This is a genomic window from Actinoplanes sp. NPDC051633, from assembly GCF_040681735.1.
In the GTDB taxonomy this organism is placed as follows: Bacteria; Actinomycetota; Actinomycetes; order Mycobacteriales; family Micromonosporaceae; genus Actinoplanes.
This window is the reverse complement of sequence record NZ_JBFAZH010000973.1, coordinates 1-2,986: the sequence shown is the minus strand read 5'-3', so window position 1 is coordinate 2,986 and position 2,986 is coordinate 1. Positions and strand designations below refer to the sequence as shown.

Annotated in this window: 4 protein-coding genes; all 4 read right to left on the bottom strand. The window is 66.8% G+C overall.

The window, feature by feature from the left end; genetic code table 11:
• The coding region (locus tag AB0M20_RS35410) for an extracellular solute-binding protein (protein ID WP_364304877.1) at positions 1 to 761 on the bottom strand (761 nt) is incomplete at its 3' end.
• A gap of 10 nt (positions 762 to 771) precedes the next feature.
• Entirely contained in the window at positions 772 to 1,728 is a 957-nt protein-coding gene (locus AB0M20_RS35405) for a carbohydrate ABC transporter permease (protein WP_364304875.1), read from the bottom strand.
• A 9-nt stretch (positions 1,729 to 1,737) separates the two neighbouring features.
• Positions 1,738 to 2,667: a sugar ABC transporter permease gene (locus AB0M20_RS35400; RefSeq protein ID WP_364304873.1), complete on the bottom strand. Its 930-nt coding sequence runs from the start codon at positions 2,665 to 2,667 to the stop codon at positions 1,738 to 1,740.
• 23 nt (positions 2,668 to 2,690) lie between these two features.
• Positions 2,691 to 2,986 (bottom strand): GH36 C-terminal domain-containing protein (locus AB0M20_RS35395; RefSeq protein ID WP_364304871.1); only part of this gene is annotated, 296 nt, incomplete at its 5' end.

Below are 2,986 nucleotides of genomic sequence, written 5' to 3'. Positions count from 1 at the left end.
TCCTGGAACGCCGGCTGGTCGAGGTTGAACTTGGAGCCCCACGGGTTCTTGTCGGTGGCCTGCCACCCTGCGCTGCCGGTGAAGGACGACCACTGGGTCTGGCCCCAGCCGCCGCCGCCCGCGCCGTCGGAGGCGAACCCGTAGGTCTTCACGTTGTTCTTGTCGAAGCCCGGATCGTCCCCGCGCTTGCCGGTGGCGTCGACGGTCATGTGCGCCACGAGCTTCTCGAAGGTGCCGCCGTCCTGTGGGTTCCAGGCGAGATCCTGCAGCTCGGACTCGTCGACGCCGGCCGCTTTCAGCTGATCCTTGGAGTAGAACAGGGCGATGGTGTCCCAGTCCTTCGGCGCCCCGTACCGCTTGCCGTCCTGGCCCTTCCACAGCTCGGCCAGGCCCTCCTGGTAGTCGCCGTCCTGGATGTCGGCGGTCGGGCCGAGCTCGTCCAGCGGCCGCAGCACGTCGAGATCGACGAACTGCGCGAACTTCGAGAGGTGGTCGGTGAAGACGTCCGGCGCGCTGTCGGCGATGAAGCCGGCGGTGAGCTTCGACCAGTACGAGTCCCAGCCGTACTGCGAGATCCGTACGCTCAGCCCCGGGTTCGCCTTGGCGAACTCGTCCGCGCACTTCTGATATCCGGGCTGCTGCCCGGAGTCCCACAGCCAGTACTCGATGACGCCGACCGTGCCGCCCGCACCGGTGCCGCCGCAGGCGGCCAGCAGGCCGAGAGTCAGCGCGCTCGCGCCGAGTTTGAGTTTCTTCAGCATGGCGGCCTCCTCACTTGATCCCGCTGAAGCCGATGGAGTTGACGATCCGTTTGGCGAAGAACATGAAAAGCAGCAGCATCGGCAGCGCCGCGACCAAGGTGGCGGCCATCAGGCCGGCCCAGTCCGGTCCGCTCTGTGGTGTCTGCGACTTGAACACGCCCAGCGCCACGGTGAGCACCCGCGACTTGTCGGTGTAGCTGACCATCAGGGCCCAGAAGTACTCGTTCCACGCGCTGATGTAGGTCAGGATCGCCAGCGTGGTGATCGGCGCGACCGACATCGGCATGATCAGCCGGAAGAACACCCGGACCTTGGACGCGCCGTCGATCAGCGCCGCCTCCTCGACCTCGGTGGAGATGCCGAGGAAGAACTGGCGCAGGAAGAAGACGGCGAACGGGGTCATCAGCATCGTCGGCAGGGCGATGCCGAGCAGCGTGTCGACCAGCCCGAGCTGCTTGATCAGCACGAAGTTGGGCAGCAGCGTGAAGATGGCCGGGATCATCAGGCCGCCGAGGAAGAACGCGAACCACTTCTCGCGGTGCTTCCACTGCAGGCGGGCGAAGGCGTACGCGGCCATCGCCGAGAAGAAGACCTGCCCGACGGTGACCAGCGTGGCGACCACGATGGAGTTGAACAGGTAGCGCCAGAAGTTGATCGGCTGCCCGGCGCCGCCGGCGTCGATCGCCTCCTGACCGGTCTGCTGGCCGAAGACCCGCGCGAACCCACCGGACGAGGTGTCCACCGGCAGCAGGCTGTCGCTGCCGGCGTAGAGGGCGTTGTTGCTGGACAGCGCGGTGCGCAGCATCCAGTAGAACGGGAGCAGGCTGATCAGGATGACAATGATCATGAAGGCCCAGGCCAGTGCCCGGCCGATGCTGAACTTCCGGGTCTCGGGCGGCTCGACGGTCCGCTCTGCCGCCGCCGGCGCGCCGACCTTGGTCGGGGGCGGTGTCGTGGTGGTTGCCATGTCCCCTCCTCAGTTCAGGTCGGTCGTGTCGGCCCGGGTGACCCGGTACTGGATGAAGGTGATGACGACGAGCACGAGCAGCAGCGCCACCGACATGGCGGAGGCGTAGCCGAACTGGAAGCGACCGAAGGCGACGTCATAGATGTAGTACTGCAGCACTCGCGACGAGTCGACCGGGCCGCCGCGGGTGATGACCGCGACCGTGTCGAAGACCTGGAACGATCCGACCACGGTGATGATCAGCACCAGGGCGAGCACCGGGCGCAGCAGTGGCACGGTGATGCTGCGGAACATCCGCACCTCACTCGCGCCGTCCACCCGGCCGGCCTCGTACATGGTCTCCGGAATGGTCTGCAGCCCGGCGAAGATGAGCAGCGCCGTGTAGCCGACGTGCCGCCACACGTTGATCAGCGCGATCGTCGGGATGACCCACGCTTCGGAGGTGAGGAACGGGATCCGGTCCATGCCCAGCCAGGCGATCACGGTGTTCCCGATGCCGAGCTGGTAGTCCAGGATCCACAGGAACACCATCGCGGCGACCACATTGGACACCAGGTACGGCGTGAGCACGATGCCCCGCAGCCAGGTGCGCTTGGTGAGCCGCTGCATCATCACCGCGATCACCAGCGCGACGATCGTCTGGATCAGGATGTTGACGAAGACGTAGTAGACGGTGACCTTGAGGGCGTTCCAGAACACCGGGTCCTGGACCATCCGGATGTAGTTGTCGAGGCCGTTGAACTCGGGCGGGGTCAGCAGGTTGAACTTGGTGAAGCTGAGATAGATGCCGCGGAGGGTCGGCCAGACCATGAAGACGAGAAAGCCGATCAGCGCGGGAAGGATGAACAACAGCGCCAGGCGCGTGTCGTCGCGTTTCTTGGACTTGCCGTGGGTCGCGGGCCCGGTCTTGGCCGGGGCCCGCGTCGTGCTGATGGCCATGTCTCTCCTTCGCCGGGAGTTGTTCAGGGTTGCGCGCGCGCTCCTTCCGTCGCTTCGATGCGGCAGAGAACCGCCTGGTCGGGTCGCAGGTAGGGAAAAGCAAGCCCGGTGTACGCCAGGGCCGCCCCGCTGAGCACGACATCGGTGTCCCACCACGACGGCATCCAGCGCCGGGCGGGCGGACGGCCGGCTGTCACCGGCCGGATCCGGTAGTGCCGCTGCGGGTCGAGGCCACGCAGCCGCAGCCGGCCCGGGGGCGCGGGCGCCACGCTGTCCAGCGCCACCAGGGCGATCAGGGCGTGTGACCGGTCGGGCGAGA